This window comes from Corynebacterium sp. UMB4614 (genome assembly GCF_030217065.1).
Lineage (GTDB): Bacteria > Actinomycetota > Actinomycetes > Mycobacteriales > Mycobacteriaceae > Corynebacterium.
In genome coordinates this window covers 123,761-142,875 of the sequence record NZ_JASONC010000002.1, presented here as the reverse complement: position 1 = coordinate 142,875, position 19,115 = coordinate 123,761, and the positions used below count along the sequence as shown (strand labels likewise).

Annotated in this window: 19 protein-coding genes; 10 read left to right on the top strand and 9 right to left on the bottom strand. The window is 64.1% G+C overall.

Features of this window, described 5'->3' with window-relative positions; translation table 11 throughout:
* Positions 1-72 precede the first annotated feature (72 nt).
* Positions 73-714 (top strand): hypothetical protein, encoded by a 642-nt coding sequence (locus QP413_RS01770; RefSeq protein WP_284780341.1) that lies wholly within the window; start codon positions 73-75, stop codon positions 712-714.
* Here the strand turns inward: QP413_RS01770 and galE are convergent.
* The 6 genes from galE to QP413_RS01740 all read right to left on the bottom strand — a co-directional run bounded on the left by galE (position 711) and on the right by QP413_RS01740 (position 6,600).
* Entirely contained in the window at positions 711-1,727 is a 1,017-nt protein-coding gene (gene galE / locus QP413_RS01765; protein WP_187441025.1) for a UDP-glucose 4-epimerase GalE, read from the bottom strand. The two genes, QP413_RS01770 and galE, sit on opposite strands and share 4 nt — an antisense overlap.
* 62 nt (positions 1,728-1,789) lie before the next feature.
* Positions 1,790-2,509 carry a metal-dependent transcriptional regulator gene (locus QP413_RS01760; protein WP_284780267.1) on the bottom strand — a complete coding sequence of 240 codons (720 nt, stop codon included), beginning with the start codon at positions 2,507-2,509 and terminating at the stop codon, positions 1,790-1,792.
* A gap of 91 nt (positions 2,510-2,600) precedes the next feature.
* Entirely contained in the window at positions 2,601-3,623 is a 1,023-nt protein-coding gene (locus QP413_RS01755; RefSeq protein WP_070759003.1) for a sigma-70 family RNA polymerase sigma factor, read from the bottom strand.
* Positions 3,624-3,796: 173 nt separating this feature from the next.
* On the bottom strand, positions 3,797-4,264 hold the full coding sequence (gene dtd / locus QP413_RS01750) for a D-aminoacyl-tRNA deacylase (RefSeq protein WP_070759002.1): 468 nt from the start codon (positions 4,262-4,264) through the stop codon (positions 3,797-3,799).
* 10 nt (positions 4,265-4,274) lie between these two features.
* A complete protein-coding gene (locus QP413_RS01745) occupies positions 4,275-6,005 on the bottom strand; it encodes a methyltransferase (protein ID WP_284780265.1) in 1,731 nt (576 codons plus the stop codon).
* A 124-nt stretch (positions 6,006-6,129) separates the two neighbouring features.
* On the bottom strand, positions 6,130-6,600 hold the full coding sequence (locus QP413_RS01740; protein ID WP_070760719.1) for a DUF3099 domain-containing protein: 471 nt from the start codon (positions 6,598-6,600) through the stop codon (positions 6,130-6,132).
* Between the two features lie 60 nt (positions 6,601-6,660).
* On the opposite strand from QP413_RS01740, the gene QP413_RS01735 reads away from it, so the two are divergent.
* From QP413_RS01735 to QP413_RS01725, 3 genes are all read left to right on the top strand, one after another.
* A complete protein-coding gene (locus tag QP413_RS01735) occupies positions 6,661-6,903 on the top strand; it encodes a DUF3039 domain-containing protein (protein WP_070760717.1) in 243 nt (80 codons plus the stop codon).
* Between the two features lie 12 nt (positions 6,904-6,915).
* Positions 6,916-8,652, top strand: coding sequence for a DEAD/DEAH box helicase (locus QP413_RS01730; RefSeq protein WP_148811699.1), 1,737 nt, complete (start codon positions 6,916-6,918; stop codon positions 8,650-8,652).
* Between the two features lie 78 nt (positions 8,653-8,730).
* On the top strand, positions 8,731-9,090 hold the full coding sequence (locus QP413_RS01725; RefSeq protein ID WP_246818088.1) for a DUF308 domain-containing protein: 360 nt from the start codon (positions 8,731-8,733) through the stop codon (positions 9,088-9,090).
* Positions 9,091-9,177: 87 nt separating this feature from the next.
* On the opposite strand, the gene QP413_RS01720 is transcribed toward QP413_RS01725, so the two are convergent.
* Both QP413_RS01720 and QP413_RS01715 read right to left on the bottom strand, forming a co-directional pair.
* Positions 9,178-10,806 carry an RNA polymerase sigma factor gene (locus tag QP413_RS01720; RefSeq protein ID WP_284780263.1) on the bottom strand — a complete coding sequence of 543 codons (1,629 nt, stop codon included), beginning with the start codon at positions 10,804-10,806 and terminating at the stop codon, positions 9,178-9,180.
* A 354-nt stretch (positions 10,807-11,160) separates the two neighbouring features.
* Positions 11,161-12,066, bottom strand: a complete 906-nt coding sequence (locus QP413_RS01715; RefSeq protein WP_070760712.1) for an ROK family protein — start codon at positions 12,064-12,066, stop codon at positions 11,161-11,163.
* A gap of 38 nt (positions 12,067-12,104) precedes the next feature.
* On the opposite strand from QP413_RS01715, the gene QP413_RS01710 reads away from it, so the two are divergent.
* Both QP413_RS01710 and QP413_RS01705 read left to right on the top strand, forming a co-directional pair.
* Positions 12,105-13,127, top strand: a complete 1,023-nt coding sequence (locus QP413_RS01710; protein WP_284780262.1) for an inositol monophosphatase family protein — start codon at positions 12,105-12,107, stop codon at positions 13,125-13,127.
* Positions 13,128-13,312: 185 nt separating this feature from the next.
* Complete coding sequence (locus QP413_RS01705) at positions 13,313-13,612, top strand: DUF4193 domain-containing protein (RefSeq protein WP_070758995.1); 300 nt, start codon at positions 13,313-13,315, stop codon at positions 13,610-13,612.
* Between the two features lie 67 nt (positions 13,613-13,679).
* Here the strand turns inward: QP413_RS01705 and QP413_RS01700 are convergent, their stop codons facing one another.
* Positions 13,680-14,201 (bottom strand): DUF3093 domain-containing protein, encoded by a 522-nt coding sequence (locus QP413_RS01700; protein WP_070760708.1) that lies wholly within the window; start codon positions 14,199-14,201, stop codon positions 13,680-13,682.
* Between the two features lie 221 nt (positions 14,202-14,422).
* Between QP413_RS01700 and dut the strand changes: the two genes are divergently transcribed.
* The 4 genes from dut to dxs all read left to right on the top strand — a co-directional run bounded on the left by dut (position 14,423) and on the right by dxs (position 18,937).
* On the top strand, positions 14,423-14,872 hold the full coding sequence (gene dut, locus QP413_RS01695; protein WP_070758993.1) for a dUTP diphosphatase: 450 nt from the start codon (positions 14,423-14,425) through the stop codon (positions 14,870-14,872).
* 115 nt (positions 14,873-14,987) lie between these two features.
* Positions 14,988-15,734, top strand: a complete 747-nt coding sequence (locus QP413_RS01690; RefSeq protein ID WP_070760706.1) for a DUF3710 domain-containing protein — start codon at positions 14,988-14,990, stop codon at positions 15,732-15,734.
* The gene (locus tag QP413_RS01685; protein WP_284780259.1) at positions 15,727-16,977 is read left to right on the top strand and encodes a class I SAM-dependent RNA methyltransferase; all 1,251 of its coding nucleotides are present in this window, start codon (positions 15,727-15,729) and stop codon (positions 16,975-16,977) included. Before QP413_RS01690 ends, QP413_RS01685 begins: the two co-directional genes overlap by 8 nt.
* Positions 16,978-17,047: 70 nt before the next feature.
* Positions 17,048-18,937, top strand: a complete 1,890-nt coding sequence (gene dxs / locus QP413_RS01680; protein ID WP_284780258.1) for a 1-deoxy-D-xylulose-5-phosphate synthase — start codon at positions 17,048-17,050, stop codon at positions 18,935-18,937.
* Positions 18,938-19,115 lie beyond the last annotated feature (178 nt).

The window sequence follows — 19,115 nt, the reverse complement described above, 5'->3', positions numbered from 1 at the left end:
GGGTGGACGAGGGGGACCATCCCGGTACAAAGCGCCAACCCAGTAGCTCTCCACGCGGGGGTGACCAATGCCTTGAACTTCGCAGCTCGCGAGGACATGGAATGCTGGCTGGACCAGCAGGACCCACCCCTGGCAGGGCAGGCGGAACCGCAGTGTCTGGACACCGCCCTCCACCAACTATTGGCAAAAACAGAAGAGATACTCGACGGGTTCACCACGGTGGAGGATGCAATGGCAGACCTGGCGCTGCTGACCGCGATCGCCCGGCTCTGCGGCGAGCCCCGCAGCCAGGCCTTTCTCATCACCACATCAATCGGCATGCCCTCGCCCGTCATCCGCTCACTGCTCGCGGCAACTGCGCGCCACACAGCCGGCGACGTGAGAAGCAATGTGCTTTACGTGCTCACCCAGGTACTCGTCGGGAATGGGGAAGGAGTGGTCGCATTTCACACCGCGCGCCGGGCAGTCTCCGAGGCGACCAGCGCCATGGGATGGAAGGATAACCAGGTGCTCGTCATAGCCCTGAAAACCGGCCTCGCGCTCCAGATCGTCAAGGATAAGGTCGCAATCGCCACAGGGGTCCTGAACGGGAAGAACCCGCGCGAACACGTCCCGGCCGACACGCGCGAGGCCTTCATGCGGGTGCTGGACTGGGATGCCCTTGAACACCTACGTCACCTGGACACCGAGGGAGGTGAGCTCGCGAAACCTTAGGGACGGGGAGCGGAGTGGGCCGCATCTCCCAGGGCGGAGGTAAACCGCCACGCGTCCGACACCACCGTCTTCAGGTCCGAGAGTTGCGGCTCCCAGCCCAGCTCAGCGATAGCCTTCGCACTCGAGGCGATGAGCACTGCTGGGTCTCCGGCGCGTCGTGGGGCCTCGATCGCCGGAATGTCGGCCCCGGTGACCTCCCGGCAGGTGTCGATGACCTCCCGGACGCTGAACCCGTCACCGCTACCAAGGTTGAAGATCCGGTGCTCGCCGGCCACGTTGGACGTCGCAGCGAGCACGTGGGCATCCGCGAGGTCCTTGATGTGGATGTAGTCGCGCACTGCTGTGCCGTCCTTGGTGGGCCAATCGGAGCCGAAGATGCTGATCGACTCGCGGTGGCCCAGAGCGACCTGCAGGACGATCGGGATCAGGTGGGTCTCCACCTCACGGTTCTCACCGAACTGCTGATAGGCGCCCGCGACGTTGAAGTAGCGCAGGCTCGTCGCTGCCAGTCCGTAAGCCTTGGCGTAGGAGGAGAGCATGTAGTCGATCGTCAGCTTCGAGGCACCGTAGGGGTTCGTCGGGGCCGTGGGCATATCCTCCGTGATAGGCACCTGCTCCGGTTCGCCGTAGCAGGCAGCGGTGGAGGAGAAGACGATGTTCTTCACTCCTGCTTCGCGCATCGCGTCCAGCAGCGTGAGGGTTGTGAGAACATTGTGGTGCCAGTAGGCATCCGGCTGCTCCACGGATTCGCCCACGAGCGAGCGCGCGGCGAAGTGGAAGACGGCAGCGAAATCGCCATCCGCCAAAACTTCGCTGGCCACATCCGCAATGTCGCCTTCCACGAAGTTGGCTTTGGGGTGGATCGCGGAGCGATTGCCGGTGCTCAAGTTATCCACGACGGTGACGTGGAACCCGTTTTCAACGAGGACGGCGGTGCATACGCTACCCACGTAGCCCGCACCACCGGTGACGAGGACGTTGCTGCCAGGTTCAATTGCGTTGTGTTCAGTCACTGTGGGGGCTTTCTTCAATTGAGGAATGCGAGGTCTGGCGGGGCCGGGAGGCGCTGAGGTGGTTAAGCGCCCGACACGTTGCGTACGCGGACCGCGTGCGCCAGCTCGCTGGGGATAGCGACCTCAGCGGATTCGCCACGCAGAATGAGGTGATCCTCAGTCGGGATGACGGAGACGGCGACACCTGGGAGAATGCCCGCCTCGCGCAGCCGCTTCATCAACGAGCCCTCGACCTGCACGATCTCGTTAAAGCTGGTGACCACGGCCTCGTGTTCCTCGCCGGTGGCCAGGTCGGCGGCGCGAACCGAATTCGGGTCTTCCGCCACGGCCGTCTGGGAGATATCCGTGCCGTCCGCCGCCTGTTCGGTCAGGAAATTCAGCCCCGGGATGGGGTTGCCGAAGGGGGAGGTGTCGTGCTCGTCGAGAACCTCAACGAGGCGCTGCTCGACCTCGTCACTCATGACGTGCTCCCAGCGGCAGGCCTCGTCGTGAACCTTGTCCCACGGCAGGCCGATCACGTCGGTCAGCAGGCGTTCGGCAAGGCGGTGCTTGCGCATCACGGCGGTCGCGAGTGCTCGACCCTCGTCGGAGAGCTTCAGGGAACGGTCCTTCTCAACGGAGAGCAGACCATCGCGCTCCATGCGGGCCACCGTCTGGCTCACCGTGGGGCCGGACTGCTCAAGCCGCTCAGCGATCCGGGCGCGCAGCGGCGGGATGCCCTCTTCCTCGAGCTCGTAAATCGTCCGGAGATACATCTCCGTGGTGTCTACTAGGTCACGCACCCTACTCGCCCTTTCTCACCTTTCGAGCTGATGGAAGCCTCGAAAAAATCAATGCCTCAACCATACATCCCCGGTCTTGGGGAGTGGCGCACTATACGGCGTATTCGCGGAGCTTGTCCGCGCGCTGGCCCTCCCGCAGCTTAGCCATGACCTCGCGCTCGATCTGGCGCACCCGCTCACGGGAGAGGCCGAACTGACGGCCGATCTGGTCCAACGTGCGGGGCAGGCCATCATCGAGGCCATAGCGCAGGGTGATGACATCCTGCTCTCGCTGCTCCAACGTGGCCAGCACGGAGCGGATGTCGGAGTGGCGCAGGCTGGCGACGACTGCAGCCTCGGCGTCCTCTGCCTCGGAGTCCTCGATGAAGTCGCCCAACGGGGCTTCCTCGTCGGTGCCGACGGGCATGTCGAGGCTCACCGGGTCGCGGGACTGCTTCATCAGCATCTCGATCCGGTCCTCCGGGATCCCCGACTCCTCAGCCAGCTCCTCGTACGTCGCCTCACGGCCCAGGTGCTGGTACATCTCGCGCTTGATGCGGGAGAGCTTATTGACCTGCTCCACCAGGTGCACCGGCAGGCGAATAGTGCGCGACTGGTCCGCCATGCCGCGGGTGATCGCCTGGCGGATCCACCAGGTGGCGTAAGTGGAGAACTTGAAGCCCTTCTTGTAATCGAACTTCTCCATCGCGCGGATGAGCCCCAGGTTGCCCTCCTGGATCAGGTCCAGCAGTGGCATGCCACGGCCCGTGTAGCGCTTGGCCAGCGAGACCACGAGGCGCAGATTAGCCTCAAGCAGGTGAGTACGTGCGGCCTTGCCTTCGCGTGCCAGGATCTTCACGTCGCGCTTCTTCGCACGAGTCAACGGCTCGCCGCTCTTGAGCAGCTGCTCCGCATACAGCCCGGCCTCAATGCGCTGGGAGAGTTCAACCTCGTCCTCAGCAGTCAGCAGGGCAGTCTTACCAATGCCGTTCAGGTAGACGCGGACGAGGTCGGCCGAAGGGTTCTCGTTATTGCCTCGGCGCCGACGGCGGTCAGTATTCTGCTCCGGCTGCGAGGCATCATCCTTGGCGGACGTCGCGCGGGCGGAATCACTGCCGCTGGTGGACTTGCTCATGCAGTTAGGTCTCCTCTTGAGCTCACGATGGGCATCCGACGGGGCGCTATTTTTGAGGCGCTAATACAACCAACGGCCAGAACCCGGTTTTTGTTCCCAGACCCAACTCCATGGTCGGGGCGAAGAACGCTTGCACCCCACAAACGGGGCTAGCTACCCCAAGCATCGCCGACCTAACACTCGACCAACACGGTATAAGGTCCCTCGTTGACTGAGCTGACCTGCATATCCGCCCCGAACTCGCCAGTTTCAACGTGGATCCCACGGTCCCGAAGCCCCTGGACGATGCTCTCAATCACCGGCTCAGCAGCCGGACCCGGCATCGCCTCTGACCAGCTGGGGCGCCGCCCCCGCTTCGTCTTGCCCATCAGGGTGAACTGGCTGACCACCAGCACGGAACCGCCCACCTCCTCAACCGACAGATCCCGTTGACCACCCCACGGCTCACCCGAGGCGGGGAACAACCGCAGCTCGGCGATCTTGCGCACCATCGTCTCCCAGGCGTCGGCGTCGTCGTCCTTGCCGCTGCCGATGAGGGCAAGCAACGCCGGACCGGAGACCTCGCCGACCCGACGGACCTCACCGGATTCATCCCGGACGTCGACGCTGGCCTGACTCACCGTGCTAATAACTGCCTTCATGGTCCTCCTCTTAACTTTCTGCCCAGTCGACCAGACCGCTCGGCAATACGATGCCGTGGCGCACAAGGTCGACGATGATCCCCAGCATCCTCTCCGCCAGGACTTCCTCATAATCTTCGCCTGCAGCAGCCAGGTCCTCGCCCTCGGCAGGCCCGGTCACAGCCGCATAGAGACCCAGCACATCCTCCAGGGCCAAGCCCTCCGGATTCAGACCCGCGAGAATCGACTCCACCGCGGCATCGATCTCATGCGTCCACGCCGGACCGTCTGTCCTGGCCAGGCGCAGACACAGCTCCCGGAACCCCTGCCCGGCCTCCGCATCGGCCTGCCGAACCAACTCGGTGGCCACCCCCGGGCGCACGGCAAAACGCTCGCCCAGGACATCCTCGGCGGAGACATCGGCCAGCCACTGACTACGGATGAACCACTCCGCCACGTCAGCACCCAGCGGGGTACCCGGCACCATGGTGTCGGGCAACTGCTCGACGGTGACCTCAGTGGGTCCATCAATCGCACGCAGGTGGGCGAAACCCAAGGCAATATGGCTGACCCCGTTCTCAGCCAGGTAGTGAAGCCATTGCCCGGCCTTCCGCCGGCCCGCCGGGGAGCGTGGGTCAATACCTTCGTCGCTCAGCCACGTCGTCACGTAGGTCTCCGGGTCCACGTATTCTCGCACGAGGCCGTAGGCACGCACCCCCTCCGTCGGCAGCCAACGCCCCATCTTCGACGCCACGGAATCCTCGGCGGACACCGCCCAAGAACACAGAATATGCGCCGTGCCGCCGGGGGTGAGATGCTCAGGAGCGTGGGAGATCACGAGCTCGGTCGCGCGGTCCAAGCCCAGCCCAGAATCGCGGTAAACATGCCCGACCTCCGGGGGCTGGACCACAAAAGGCGGATTCGACACGATGAGGTCGAAGCGCTCACCCGCCACGGGCTCGAACCAGGAACCCTCTCGCCACTCGATGCCGCTCGCGGGGGCTGCCTCAGCCGTGGAGAACTCGCCTCGTGCCTGACCCAGCTGAGCGCCATTGACCGCAGCGAAGTCCAATGCTCGGCCACTAATATCCGTCCCCACCACCTGCGCCTCGGGGTAGGCCAACTGCAAGGCCAGGCTCAGCGCCCCACCACCGCAACCCAGGTCCAGGATCCGCCGCGGGGAGGGTAGCCACGGATTGTCCGCCGGCGGGATCACCCGAAGCAACGACCGCGGAGCGTTACCCAGGCCCGGTACGTGATCGTCCGCGGTGGGCTCCTGCGGCCACAGGCCAGCGTCCGGATCCGACGCGAGCAGGAATTCTCCACTCAGGCCTGATGCATCGCCATCCGCATCACCGAACAGGCGAGGGAAAGAGTACGGGCGGATATCCACCCGCAACTGCAGCTCATCCGCACTGCCGGGCAGGGAGGTGATCAGGCGGGCGTCGATGGCACGTCGGGTGAGGTCTGTGCCGATGACTTCCTGCCACGTCGCAAGGGCAGCTGGTTCCCGTAAGACGAAGAGCTCCACCAGTTGTGCTGCGTTTGTGGCGTCTGGGGAGTCGCCCCGGCCATGGGTGCGGACCGCGCGCAGCGCTCCGGCAGGATTGGCGAGGTTGAGGGCGCGGAGACCGGGCTCGCCGAGGACGTCCTCGAGCAGGGTGGTGCTGAGTCCGCGTTCACGGGCAACGGCGAGCAGGCCACCGAGAGCCTCGCGGGCGGGCTGGGAGGTGAGCTGCATGCTGGAAGGGTGGGTTGTCACTGCGGGGTGTGCCTTCTTGTCTCGGTCGTGGTTGGGGAACGGGCTCTGCGTGCCGCCGGTACAGCATTGGTCTCGTCAAGGGCGCTGGGGAAGTCGCAAGCTGTACGCCCAGGTGATGGTCGGGCTAGTCCTCGGACTCGTGGTCGATGACGGGGTGGCGGTCGGTGGAGTCCACCTCGTTGGGCTCCAGCTGTCGCTGTGGGCTCGTTGCCTGGGAGAGCTGGGAATTGGCCATCGCCGCCCGGTTGGCCCGCACGAGGCCAGGCTTATAGACCTTTTCCGACTCCTTCGTGGCTTCCCCGGACTCGTTGGCGAGCATGACCGCAACCCAGGGCAGCGGAACACTGATGAACGCCACGATCGCACCCACAATGATGTTATTGGTGACCCACAGCAGGATCACGGCCAGGACAAGCACCGGGATGCGTGCAATCTGTAGCCCCAAATAGAGGCGACGCCGGTGGTGCCAGTCCTCCAGCTGCGACTTCCTCGCGTCGGTGATCCGATCGACCCGCTTGCCAGGGCGGCGGAAACGGCGCGCCCCGGTGGCTGAACTGCCCCGGGCGCGACCGGCACGTTTCTCTGCTGCTGACATACCGTCTACGGTAGTACGAGAGTCAACTGTGGGAAGCCCTCAGGGGCAAGATGGAGGATTGTGAGCGCCACGAGCACCAGCACGCTGGAACGTCCGAAGGTCGATGAGCAGGAGCAGACCCAGGACGACACCCCAAAGTTTTTCCACTACGTCAAGAAGGACCAGATCGTGGAGTCAGCGGTCATGGGCCGGTTGGTGGTTGCACTGTGCGGTGAGACCTTCCCGGTGACCAAGCAGGCAAAACCGGGCTCCCCGGTGTGCCCAGAGTGCGAGGAAATTTACCAGAGCCTGCGTAAGAAGTAGGTCCGATACAAGGTGAAAAGAACCCTCCGTGCCTGGCAGCAGGAGGCCCTGGACCTCTACCAGGAGCAGCAGCCACGGGACTTCCTTGCGGTCGCAACCCCGGGTGCCGGTAAGACCACCTTCGCCCTGACGCTGGCGTCGATGTTGCTGGAGAAACGCGTTGTCCAGCGACTCGTCATCGTGGTTCCCACCGAGCACCTGAAGGTCCAGTGGGCGCTCTCCGCCGCTGCCATGGGGATTGCTCTCGACGCTGAGTTTTCCAACTCTTCGCCGTTTAACAACTCCTTCGACGGCGTGGCCGTGACCTATGCCCAGGTTGGTATGAAGCCCACCAAGCACTATCAGGTAGCCACCGCCCAAAAGACCCTGGTGATCCTCGACGAGATCCACCACGCAGGTGACGCGAAGAGCTGGGGAGACGGCGTTCGCTTGGCCTATGCCCACGCTGAGCGCCGACTGGCGCTGACCGGTACCCCGTTCCGCTCCGACGATGCGCAAATCCCTTTCGTGGACTACATCGAGGTGCCGGGCACAGACGGCGCGCTGGAATCGCGTGCGGACTATACCTACGGCTACTCGGAGGCCCTGCGCGACGGCGTGGTTCGGCCGGTAGTCTTCATGGCCTACTCCGGCCACGCCCGGTGGCGTTCCAGCGCGGGCGAGGAGTTCGAGGCTCGGCTGGGTGAGACCCTCACCCCGGAGCAGACCGCCCGTGCGTGGCGGACGGCGCTGGACCCGAAGGGGGAGTGGATCCCCGCGGTCTTAAAGGCTGCTCATACCCGCCTGCTGAAGCTGCGCACCCACATCCCGGACGCCGGCGGTCTCGTCATCGCGACCGATAAGACGACCGCCCGCGCCTACGCCAAGATCCTGTCGACGATCAGCAGCACCCCGGTCACCGTCGTCCTTTCCGACGAGGTCGGTGCCTCCGACCGCATTAAGGAATTCTCCGCCAGCCAGGACGAATGGATGGTCGCGGTGCGCATGGTTTCGGAGGGCGTGGACGTGCCCCGCCTGGCGGTGGGTGTTTATGCCACGAGCGCTGCAACGCCGCTGTTCTTCGCCCAGGCGATCGGTCGTTTCGTCCGTTCCCGCCGTAAGGGCGAGTCCGCCAGCGTGTTCCTGCCCAGCGTGCCGGTGCTGTTGGACCTGGCGTCCAAGCTGGAAAAGCAGCGCAACCACGTGCTGGGCACACCGAAGAAGGACGAGGAAGGCTGGGATGATGAGCTGCTGGCCCAGGCTAATCGCGAGGAGAACGAGCCGGACGAGCTGACGACCTACGAGTCCATCGGCGCGGAGGCCGAGCTGGACTCCTTGATTTACGACGGCTCGACCTACGGCACGACCACCCTGGCCGGTTCCGCGGAGGAACAGGACTACCTTGGTCTTCCAGGCCTGTTGGATGCGGAGCAGATGCGCACCCTGTTGAAGCAGCGCCAGGCCGACCAGGTCGAGGCACGCGCCCGCGAAGCTGAGGAGCGCAAGCGTCGGGAGGCCGAAGAGCGTCGCAACGGCGGGGCTGCCGGTGGGATGAGCGGTGCAGAGGCGCACCGTCGCCGCGTGGCCAGCGAGGAGCTGCCGGCCCTGCGCAAGGAGCTCAACGCGCTGGTGAACATGACCGCGGCACGAACCGGTAGACCACAGGGGGCGATCCACAACGAGGCGCGCCGCAACTGCGGTGGCCCTCCGACGGCGTTGTGCACTGCTGAGCAGCTGCGAGACCGCATCGCCTACCTGCGCGACTGGTAGGCTATGCCCTCATGCCGGGTACACCGCAGCCCGGGAAGGGCTATTAGATAAATTCCGAGAAAGGATCGTTGAGGCGAGATGGCGAAGAAGAATCCAGCTGGTGGCCAGCCGGCCGTACCGGCCCGCGCACCCCAGGTAGCCAGCCGGATGTCGCTGGCCGCACTGATCCTGGGTGTGCTTGCCCTCCCGGCTGGCCTGCTCCCGCTGATCGGCATTTTCGTGGCGATGATTGCGCTGGTCGTGGCGATCGTTGCCCTCATCCGCGCGAACCGCCACGGCACGGCGCGAACCTACCCCATCGCAGGCCTCGTGCTCGCGATCCTCGCGATGGGTCTTGCGCTGATCACCACGAAGGTGGCCACCGAGTTTCCGGAACAGTGCCAGGGACTCAGCGACGAGGAGCTGACCCAGTGCGTCAAGGAGCACCGCGAAAACTAGGGGACAGATAGAGATAAAAACAACCGCCGGGTTTCCCGGCGGTTGTTTTCTTTTCCGGCCCCGCTAATGGCGGGCTCGGCGTGTGGGTTAGTCCAGGTAGTCCCGCAGAACCTGGGAGCGGGATGGGTGGCGCAGTTTGGACATCGTCTTCGACTCGATCTGTCGGATGCGCTCGCGGGTCACGCCGTAAACCTGGCCGATCTCGTCCAGGGTGCGCGGCATGCCGTCGGTCAGGCCGAAGCGGAGCTTCACCACGCCGGCCTCACGCTCGGACAGGGTGTGAAGGACGTCCTGCAGCTGATCCTGCAGCAGCGTGAAGGAGACCGCGTCTACCGCGATGACCGCCTCGGAGTCCTCGATGAAGTCTCCCAGCTGGGAATCGCCCTCGTCGCCGATGGTCTGGTCCAGGGAGATTGGCTCGCGCGCGTACTGCTGGATCTCCAGCACCTTGTCGACCGTGATGTCCATCTCGCGGGCGAGTTCCTCCGGGGTGGGCTCGCGACCAAGGTCCTGCAGCAGCTCGCGCTGAATGCGGCCGAGTTTGTTGATGACCTCCACCATGTGAACCGGGATGCGGATCGTGCGCGCCTGGTCAGCCATCGCGCGGGTGATCGCCTGGCGGATCCACCAGGTGGCGTAGGTGGAGAACTTATAGCCCTTGGAGTAGTCGAACTTCTCCACCGCGCGGATCAGGCCCAGGTTGCCCTCCTGGATCAGATCCAGGAAGGCCATGCCACGGCCGGTGTAGCGCTTGGCCAGGGAGACCACGAGGCGCAGGTTCGCCTCCAGCAGGTGGTTCTTCGCCTTGCGGCCGTCGCGGTCGATCTCGCGCAGGTCGCGACGGTTCATGGGGGAGAGGCGCTCGCCGGACTCCTTGATCTGCTTCAGCCGGTAGTTCGCGTACAGGCCAGCCTCGATGCGCTTGGCCAGCGAGACCTCCTGCTCTGCGTTCAGCAGCGCGACCTTACCGATTTGCTTCAGGTAGGCGCGGACGGAGTCTGCCGAGGCGGTCAGGGCTGCGTCGCGGCGGGCCTGGCGCAGGGCGGCGGACTCGTCCTCGTCCCACACGCTGTCGTCGCGACCGTCCTTCGAGGTCGAGGACTCCTCTTCGTCGTCGTCCTCGTCTTCTTCCTCGTCGTCGGCGTCGTCCTCATCCTCGAGGTCGTCGTCCAGATCCTCGTCGAGATCCTCATCCAGGTCCTCGTCGATGTCCTCCAGATCCGGTTCGACGTCGTGGTCGAACTCGTCGTCGACGTCCTTCGGATCCTCGCTGGCGGTGACCTCGGCGTCCTTACTCTTCGCCTCGATCTGCTCCTGCTTCTTCGCAGCAGCCGTCGCCTTGGTCGCCTTCCGTGCGGTCTTCTTGGCTGTCTTCTTCGCCGTCTTTTTAGCGGTCTTCTTAGCAGCCTTCTTGGCGGTCTTTTTCGCCGCCTTCTTCGCGACCTTGCGGGTAGTCTTCTTGGCCGCCTTCTTTGCGGTCTTCTTCGCGACCTTCTTCGGCTCTTCGGCTGCATCCTCCGACGGAGACGCCGCCGTGTCTGCGGTGGCAGCTGCAGCCGTGGTCTTCTTCGCGGCGGTGGCGCTCGTTACCTTACGGGCCGTGCGCTTGACCGCCTTACGGGCCGTCTTCTTGGCGACTTTCCGTGCAGCAGTGCCAGACGTCCCGCTTGCGTCCTGGACGCTATCACCGCTGGTGGTCGAGTCTTGAGAAGCCACAGAAGCCCTTTCGGTCGGGGATTGTTGCAACGTACGGGTGCGACCGCCGGGAAGAGCCGACGAGCGCGCTGTACGTTTAGGAAGGTCACCCGCTTGGGGGTTTTCCTACCAGTCGCTATCCAAACTACGTTTGCTCGCCGTTTCCTGGTGGATAGCGACCAGGAAACGACGCATTCAGTTCTACTCGCCAGCATACGTTCACCAACGAGTTCGTGTCGGTGGCGTACAACCGACCCGGTTCACCGGACGGTGTTCTACTGGGGGAGCAGTTTCTCTGAGCAGCTGAAAGGCTGCCTCTGGCGCTCAAGCGCCCAACGGCCGACCATTATAGCCAAGCTTTATTACTCATGCCGTCTAGGGGCGTAGGTCCCAGGCAGCGGCGAGCCCTGCTCCGATGACCCCGGCGCTATTGAAGTGGCGAGCGATGCTCACCCGGACCGAAGACTCCTCGAGGTTAAGCATCGGCAGCCACCGTTCTGCCTCGGCGGAAATTCCGCCACCGAGGATCAGCTCCTGGGGGCGCAGCAGTGCGACATAGGTATTGAGTACTGTGCTCAGCCGGGCCGCCCACTCGGGGAACGTGAGATTTTGGCGCGCCTTCACCGCGGCCGAGGCCCAATGCTCCGCAGCACTGGGGGAGCCGTCGTCGGTCAACACGGTCAGGTGACCCAGCTCGGTATTGGGGTACAGCCTCGCGCCGCGGAAGAGAGCAGAGCCGATCCCAGTGCCCAAGGTTAGGAAAAGCCGGCTGTATTCCGGGTCGGCCGTCTCGTCGGCGCTAAACGGGCCGCATTCAGAGATCCCAGCAGCGTCGGCGTCGTTGAGGAAGAACCACTCCACCTGGAGGGAGGAAGACCCCGATGTGCCACCCGATAACGCCTGTCGCAGGGCGTCGTCGAAAAGCGCAGCGGGACGGGTACCGACCCACGACGGTGCGATATTCGCTGCGGTGCGTGCCTCCTGGTTGGTGACCACGCTGGGAATGGCGACGCCGATCCGCAGCGCACGGAACCCGCCTGGGCTAGCAGGCGTGGTGAGCTCCGCGCCCACCTCCTGGGTGAGTACCTGCGTTGCGAGAGCTGCGGCGGCGCCAGCAACCCTCTCGGGCGTTGCCGGTTGGGGTGTAGGGGCGGTGAATCTTTCCCCGACGAGGCAGTGGGAGCGGGTGTCGACGAAGCCTGCTTTGATCGCGGACCCACCGACGTCGATTCCCACGGTGATTCCGGCCCATTCGGCGCTACTAGCCTGCTCGGTGCTCATGGGTCTGAATGCTACACATCAGTGGTATCTGTGGAGGCATGACCGAGACCTTGTTGCTTGATAAAACCACCACCGACCACGCTCCGGCGGTAATCTCCGGCGGGGCGAGCGTGCACGAGCTGCAAGCCGCGGCTGAAGAGGTCGCGGCACTCGCCGCTGCCTTGGTGTTGCGCACTCGTCGGGAACGCACCGATGGTGAGGCGGTGGCGGGCTCCATCATCGAGCTGATGGGTTCGGCGATGCCGGTGGCTCAGACCAAGTCTTCCGCAGTCGACCCCGTCACCGAAGCAGACCGCGGCGCGGAGACGTTCATCCGCGAGTGGCTGCATCACAGGTTCCCGCAGGCCACCGTGATCGGCGAGGAGGAGGGTGCGGATAGTTCCGCCCCCGCTGCAGGATCCTTGGGTGCCGATCCTGGGGACTCTGCAGGGCCAAGGCTGGAGTGGATCGTGGATCCGATCGACGGCACCGTCAATTTCGTCTACGGGATTCCCGCCTTCGCTGTGTCGGTGGCAGCTGCCCTCGACGGGGTGCCGGTAGCTGGCGCGGTCGTAGACGCCGCCCATGGCCATGTCTTCGGCGCCTGTGTCGGCGGCCCCGCGACAGTCGCTCCCGTTGATTTGAGGACCGAGGAGGCAGTCGTCGGTGAACGCCAGAACATCAGTCGGCAGGAGGCACGAAAGGACGCTGCACAGGCGCTCGTGGCGACCGGTTTTTCCTACGACGCTGAACGCCGTCAGCGGCAGGCACGCGTGCTGGGCGCCGTACTGCCCCACGTGCGGGACATCCGACGCCTGGGCTCCGCCGCGCTCGACCTCTGCATGGTGGCCAGCGGTCAGGTGGACGGCTACTACGAGCACGGGCTTAACGGGTGGGACTTCGCTGCCGGGGCGTTGATTGCTGCCCGGGCGGGCGCAACCGTGGTTACCCCCACGCTGAACTACACGGCGGAGAGCGGGCTGCCCATCATCGCTGGAGTGCCGGGGGTGCAGGAAGAACTCGAAAAAATGCTGCTGAGCCAGGGTGCAGGGGGTAGCATCGAGCAACTTTCTTTGCCCTGAGTATGGGGGAGGTGACAAGTGTGCACCTCATGGCCTAATATCCGCGTTCAGCACACATGAGGCGCCCTCGACTAGGGGCCGAATGGCTGCCGTGAAGAATGGGCTTGTGGCCCGCGATACGGCAGGTGGCGGGGATCCCGCCCAAGAACTGATGAGCATCATCCGAGGAGTGTGGGAGGACAACGATGGCCACGGACTACGATGCACCACGGCGAAGCGACGAGGAAGAGCTGGAGACCGATTCTCTCGAAGGCTTGAAGGCCGCTGAGAAGGCGGAGCCAGCGATCTCGGACACCGACGATGGCGAAATCGTGGAACCCTTCGAACTGCCGATGGAGGAAGTCTCCGGCGAGGAACTGTCCACCACGGTCACGCCAAAGCAGAACGACGAATTCACCTGCTCCGAGTGCTTCCTCGTGCAGCACCGCAGCCGTATCGGTGAGAAGATCAGCGATACCGAGTTCATCTGCATCGACTGCGCTTAAGACATAAAAAGACCCGGCCTGTGGGTGTAACACCGAGCAGACCGGGAGCGCGGAGGCGCTGGGAACCCTAGTAAATGGGCCTTCCCAGCGCCTCCAGCAGTTCCTGGGGGTTCTTGCTGGAGACCAGCCAGTAGGGGGTGGGATCCAACGGGTCATCGAGCACGAGCATCGCCATCGTCGGAATCCAGCCCTTGTGAATGACGAAAGCGGCAGGATCAAGCTGGCGTCCCAACGCAGCTTGCTTCGCGGTGGGCGGGATGACCAGCGTGCGGTCGACCACGGAGGCCGGTAGCTGGGCGTCTCCCGCGCGGATGATCCTGCCACCCTGGGAGTCTTCCACGACCTCGACCTTCGTGCGAGAAAGCGCGATGAGCCCCCAGGCCGCGAGGGCAGCCGCGATCACGCCCGCCACGATCGACCACCACCAGTCGCGTCCCATTTGAGCCTGCCAAGCGATGATAGCCACCACGCCGGCGGCGACGAGCCACCAGGACAGCGGAACGCGCTGGGTCTCGCTGTACAGCACCCGCGTGCCCGCCGCCTCGTCGGTCTTCGCCGGTGGGGTCGATGCTCCGTTCGCAGCGTCCATGACTCGCAGAGTGCTCCTCGTCTACATGTGGATCTTTACCCGGGCCCGGCCTCGCAGGCGGTGAGGCGCCATACCGAGCCGTTATTGGGTGGCAATTACCGGCCACCATCTTACCCACACACCACCAGGTGTTCCGAAGCCGCCGTGGCTCCCACCAAGGAGGAGACTTTCCTACAGCGGGCCAATAACGAGATGGGAACGACCTTGTAGAGTGGAGCCTCATGAGCAGCCCGTTGGAAATTTTTCAGATTGATCCATCTCTCCCGCTACCGAACCGGGCACACCCCGAAGATGCGGGCATCGATCTTTACTCCGCCGAGGACATCACCTTGAACCCCGGGCAGCGCAGCCTGGTGGGGACGGGCATTGCGATGGCGGTGCCGGTCGGCAAGGTTGGTCTGGTTCACCCGCGCAGCGGACTGGCGGTGAAGAAGGGATTGTCGATCGTTAATGCGCCCGGCACCATCGATGCGGGATATCGGGGGGAGGTCAAGGTCAACCTGATCAACCTTGACCCGCAAGAAACAATCAGCATCAGCCGGGGTGAACGCATCGCTCAGCTGCTCATTCAGGAGGTCAGCCTCTGCGACGTCGTGGCTGTGGACAGCATTGAGCAACTCGGGGAGACCGCCCGCGGAAGTGGTGGCCACGGCTCCACCGGCACGCGTTGATGCGGGGTCGGGCAGCTGGTCCCGATAGCCGATTGAGTTTAATTTCCAGCTTTTAAACCCCAACGGTGGCGCTAGCCAGCGCCGTGTTGGCAAGTGCGGAAGGAATGTTTAAAAAATGTGGCCATTTTCTAAGAAGAAAAACGAACCCAGCGGTGCAGATCCAAGCGCACCTCAGAGCCAGGCCGAGCAGGAGGTCTCCGACGCGACGGAAAACGCCGCAGGCGGACCGCTAGACGCTGACCAACCCGTCCAGGGTGAGGACTTTGGGCCCTTCGACGGGGACACGCTGGACTACCGTGAATACAATTTCAGCGATTTCGCCAAGGGCGGGCTCGACCTGGGGTCCATGATGATCCCGGTCCCACACGAGGCCGAGGTACAGGTGGAGATGGGCGATGATGGCCCGCAAATGCTCCACATCCTCACCCCCTTCGGCCGGGTCACCCCGGTGGCCTTCGCCGCCCCAACCACCGGCGAACTCTGGGATAACACGGTGCCTACCCTCATCGAGGGCATGGCAGCCGACGGGCTGGAGGCAACCACCGAGGAAGGCCCCTGGGGCGCGGAGATCGTTGCAGAGTCCGGTGAGGGCACACTCCGAGTTATTGGGGCGACCGGCCCGCGATGGATGCTGCGCATGACGCTCGCCGGCCCACAGGAGGCAGCTGAGCAGATGGCGGCGCTGGGCCGCGAGATCATCGCCCGCACCTTCGTTGTTCGCGGCACGGACCCAATCCCTGCCGGCGATCCGTTGCCGGTTCAGCTGCCGCAGGCCATGGTTGAGGAGCTGGCGCGACACCTGCAGGAGCAGCAGAATGCCCCGGCACAGCAGCAGGATCCCAACGAGGACGGCAATGACTAGCCCGGAGACCGTCACTCTGGATCTGGATCAACCCGGCCACCGAGGTGTGGTCATCGGCCAGCACGACGGACAGATCGTTTTTGTTCGTGGCGGGTTGCCCGGGGAGAAGGGGGTCGAGGTTGCGCTGGACCCGGCTAAAAAGAACGGCAAGCAAAGGTTCCGTACTGGTCAAGCGCTAGCTATTGACCAGCCGAGCCCGCACCGGGTGGCTGGGCAATGCGACGCTGCTGAGGCCGGAGCTGGTTGCTGCGACCTCGACTTCGTTGATGCCCACGGCTCCCTGGAATTTAAGCAGGCGGTGGTCATCGACCAGTTCCGCCGCCTCGCCAAGTTCGAGCTGCCGCAGGAATTCCTCGATGCTCATGTTCGCGCGACGAGCCTATGGCCTTTTACCCACTACCGCCACCGCGTACGCCTCGGCGTCGACGCGGAAGGGCAGGCCGGGTTGCGGAAGCCGAAGAGCAATGAGATCGTCCCGCTGGCTGAGGTGGAGTGCTCCCAATGGTTGCCCGGGCTGACCGACGGTGTTGCCGGGCTCAATCCCAGCCCACACAGCGAGGTTGTTGTGGGGGTCGGTCGCGACGGTAAGCGCTCCGTCGTGGAGCTCAAGAAGACCCGACGGGGCCGGAAACGCCGTGTTCTCGACGGCGATGGCGATGTGCTGCATTCGCACCTCGGCGTGAGCTGGAAGGTGCCGGTGGACGCGTTCTGGCAGTCTCACATCCAAGCCAGTGCCTATTACGCCCGCTGGGTCGCCGACCGGCTGAACGGGGAGCTGCACACCGTGTGGGATCTCTACGGTGGCTGCGGTGCTCTGTCCGCGGGCCTGCTGGGCTCCGCTCGCAATGTTGAGATTGTGGACGTCGCGAGCAGTGCAACTCGTGCTGGACAGGAAGCCTTCGCTGCAGCCCAGGAAGCTGGCTCAGAAGGGACGGACACGGCCGTTCGGTTCCGCAGCAGCGACGTCGGTGCGTGGCTGGAGGACCTCGAGGAGGTCGCGGACCTGGACGCCGTCGTTCTCGACCCGCCACGTACGGGGGCGGGGGCCGCCGTCATTCAGAACATCGCGCAGCACCGCCCACCGCGGGTGATTCACATCGGCTGCGACCCCGCCACGGCAGCCCGCGACGCGGGTCTGTGGCGAGACGCGGGTTATGAGTTGCGCGAGATGGAGATCGTCGACGCTTTCGGGTTGACCCATCACGTCGAAACACTGATGTACTTCGAGGCGGCGGGCGAATAACGCTGAAGGCGGTGTCCCCACTAAGATGGGGCCAGCGAATTCAATGTGGGATGGAGAGAAACTGAGTTCAATGGGAATCCTTGAAAATATTTCCTCACCAGCGGATCTGAAGATGCTCGATGAGGGCAAGCTGGATCAGCTGGCGCGGGAGATTCGGGAGTTTTTGATTGAAAAAGTTTCCGCGACCGGCGGACACTTGGGTCCGAACCTCGGTGTCGTCGAGCTGACGATGGCGCTGCACCGGGTCTTCGACTCGCCGTCCGACCCTCTGATCTTCGACACGGGACACCAGGCGTACGTGCACAAGATCCTCACGGGGCGCCGCGATCTCTTCGACACGCTGCGACAGAAGGACGGCCTGTCGGGCTACCCTGACCGCGCGGAAAGCCCGCATGACTGGACCGAGTCCTCCCACGCCTCGGCATCCCTTTCTTATGCCGACGGGCTGGCCAAGGCCTTCGAGCTCAGCGGCCAGTCTCACCGTCACGTCGCGGCTGTCGTTGGTGATGGGGCACTCACAGGTGGCATGTGCTGGGAGGCGCTGAACAACATCGCCACCGGCAAGAAGCGCTCGATCGTCATCGTCGTCAACGACAATGGGCGTTCCTACTCGCCGACCATCGGCGGGCTGGCGGAGAACCTCGCTGCACTTCGCTTGCAGCCTGCCTACGACAAGGTCATGGAGTCCGGGAAAAACACCCTCGGCCGCATGGGCTGGGTTGGGGACCGTGCATTCCAGCTGATTTCCGGTCTCAAGGAAGGGGTCAAGCACTCCATCCTCCCGCAGGAAATGTTCTCCGACCTGGGGCTGAAGTACATCGGTCCGGTTGATGGGCACGATATCGGCCAGGTGGAGAACGCACTGCGTTACGCCAAGGACTACGGTGGCCCCGTCATCGTCCACACGATCACCCACAAGGGCAAGGGCTTCGACCCTGCGGAGAACGACGAAGCTGATCAGATGCACGCCACGGGTGTGATCGACCCAGTCACCGGTGTGCCGAAGGAAGCCTCGAAGCCTGGCTGGACCCAGGTGTTCTCCTCCCACCTCATCGAGCAGGCGGGGGAGAGGGATGACGTCGTGGCGATCACCGCCGCGATGGCTGGCCCCACTGGACTCGCTGAGTTTGGTGAGGTCTTTCCGCAGCGCACCTTCGATGTCGGCATCGCAGAACAGCATGCCGTCACCTCCGCGGCTGGCCTTGCCTTGGGCGGCTTGCACCCGGTTGTTGCGGTGTATTCGACCTTCCTCAACCGCGCCTTCGACCAGATGCTGATGGATGTCGGTTTGCTGGGGCTGGGCGTGACCTTTGTGCTGGATCGCGCTGGCATTACCGGCCCAGATGGCGCAAGCCACAACGGTATGTGGGACATGTCCATCACCGGAATTGTGCCGGGGATTCATGTCGCTGCTCCTCGCGACGGAGCGCAACTGCGCTCGGCGCTGGACCGGTGCCTCGATGTTGACGACGCCCCCACCGTCGTGCGCTTCCCGAAGGGCAGCGTTCCGGCAGACATTCCTGCTCTGCGGCAGGAGGAGAGCTACGACGTCCTGTTTGAGCACCGCACCGCTGACCAAGGCGACGCAAAGAAGCTGCTGGTGATTAACTACGGCGCGCTCGTGGGGCAGTCCCGGGCGGCAGCTGAGGCGGCCAAGGCAAAGGGCTGGGAGTCTGCGGTCGTGGATCCACACTGGGTCTACCCGGTCTCCGAGGAGCTCGTCGAGCTCGCCAGCGATGCCGACCTAGTGGTGACGGTCGAGGATAACGGTATCCACGGCGGGGCTGGCTCTGCGCTACAGGCGGCATTGAGCGCTGCAGAGGTTAATACACCGGTGCGTTTGCTCGCGGTGCCACAGGAGTACCTGGCGCACGCATCGCGGGGAGAAGTGCTCGAGGAAGTGGGCCTCGATGTGGCATCCGTGGAGGAGCGCGTGACGGGGTGGCTCGACCGCTTCTAGTGGCTTTTACCCCCTGTTCACCCGCCAACGGGGGTAATTAGAAACAATAATGTTGCCTAATTCCGCGAAGGGCTCAATTTAGGCTTGCCTATCTTCACTGTCTTTGACAGTATCTAGGGGGACTTAGGGCAAGCTAACCTTGCTTGTTCGGTCAACTTTCGGAATAATACCGGCCGTG

Coding starts and splice junctions, on each gene's coding strand:
- dxs (WP_284780258.1), top strand. CDS start 17,048: ATGGGAATCCTTGAAAATATTTCCTCACCAGCGGATCTGAAGATGCTC.
- QP413_RS01740 (WP_070760719.1), bottom strand. CDS start 6,600: ATGTCAGCAGCAGAGAAACGTGCCGGTCGCGCCCGGGGCAGTTCAGCC.
- QP413_RS01705 (WP_070758995.1), top strand. CDS start 13,313: ATGGCCACGGACTACGATGCACCACGGCGAAGCGACGAGGAAGAGCTG.
- QP413_RS01690 (WP_070760706.1), top strand. CDS start 14,988: ATGTGGCCATTTTCTAAGAAGAAAAACGAACCCAGCGGTGCAGATCCA.
- dtd (WP_070759002.1), bottom strand. CDS start 4,264: ATGAAGGCAGTTATTAGCACGGTGAGTCAGGCCAGCGTCGACGTCCGG.
- QP413_RS01685 (WP_284780259.1), top strand. CDS start 15,727: ATGACTAGCCCGGAGACCGTCACTCTGGATCTGGATCAACCCGGCCAC.
- QP413_RS01700 (WP_070760708.1), bottom strand. CDS start 14,201: ATGGACGCTGCGAACGGAGCATCGACCCCACCGGCGAAGACCGACGAG.
- QP413_RS01725 (WP_246818088.1), top strand. CDS start 8,731: ATGGCGAAGAAGAATCCAGCTGGTGGCCAGCCGGCCGTACCGGCCCGC.
- QP413_RS01715 (WP_070760712.1), bottom strand. CDS start 12,066: ATGAGCACCGAGCAGGCTAGTAGCGCCGAATGGGCCGGAATCACCGTG.
- QP413_RS01755 (WP_070759003.1), bottom strand. CDS start 3,623: ATGAGCAAGTCCACCAGCGGCAGTGATTCCGCCCGCGCGACGTCCGCC.
- dut (WP_070758993.1), top strand. CDS start 14,423: ATGAGCAGCCCGTTGGAAATTTTTCAGATTGATCCATCTCTCCCGCTA.
- QP413_RS01710 (WP_284780262.1), top strand. CDS start 12,105: ATGACCGAGACCTTGTTGCTTGATAAAACCACCACCGACCACGCTCCG.